The sequence below is a fragment of the Mesorhizobium sp. genome (genome assembly GCF_005063415.1).
In the GTDB taxonomy this organism is placed as follows: domain Bacteria; phylum Pseudomonadota; class Alphaproteobacteria; order Rhizobiales; family Rhizobiaceae; genus Mesorhizobium.
Genome location: NZ_SUEG01000356.1, coordinates 1 through 774 on the forward strand (window position 1 = coordinate 1; position 774 = coordinate 774).

At 58.4% G+C, this 774-nt stretch carries 2 protein-coding genes; both read left to right on the forward strand.

All coding sequences use genetic code 11. The features are described from left to right. Positions 1–198 (forward strand): hypothetical protein (locus E5W70_RS32575; RefSeq protein ID WP_292665478.1); only part of this gene is annotated, 198 nt, incomplete at its 5' end. 238 nt (positions 199–436) lie between these two features. Then, complete coding sequence (locus E5W70_RS32580; RefSeq protein ID WP_029356603.1) at positions 437–718, forward strand: acyl carrier protein; 282 nt, start codon at positions 437–439, stop codon at positions 716–718. Positions 719–774: the final 56 nt, after the last annotated feature.

Here is a 774-nt window from a genome sequence, read left to right on the forward strand (position 1 = left end):
ATCCAAAGTGTGGATGCCTTTCATCGAAACAAACGATTTCATCAATGTTCTGGAATCCTGCATGGGCAGAAGCACCTGATGGACACCGATGCCCCCACTGCCTCATGGCGTGGCGAGCGTCTTAAGAAACCGCCCGAAAGGAGATTTTTCATGCGCTCTACCGGGCAGTGGAGTGCTGGGAAAGGGAGTTGCAACTGACCGGCCATGTCAAACTGTCCGACTTCTTCCGAGCCTATGGACAGACTGGGAGACGCGCACGGTGTAGCGGCTCACATCGTCATACTGCACCTACGCCACACACCGGCCGGACCTGATCCGGCTTTATGAGCATTGGGCTTTGTCAGTTGCCCAAGCGTGATGGCTTTCGCGACGCGGCGCGCCTCAGGAACTGAGCCGCGTCCAGGTCGAAACGCGGGAAAGAAAGACAGGAAACAGAATGGCCGATCAATTCGCAACGGACGTCATTGCCCTGATCAAGAAACGCGCCGAGTCGGAGAGCGGTGAGGGAATGCCTGCGTCATTCGTCGGCGAGATAACAATCGCCACGGAACTGGACGCGCTCGGGTTCGATTCGCTGGGTTTGGCGGACGTCCTCTGGGATGTGGAGCAGGCCTACGGCATCAAGATCGACATGAACACGGCCGATGCCTGGTCCAATCTCAAGAATGTCGGCGACGTCGTGGAAGCCGTCCGCGGCTTGCTTGCGAAGGAGGCTTGAATGGACAGGCGCGTCGTTATCACCGGAGTGGGCGGCCTGTGCGGACTGGGCACCGA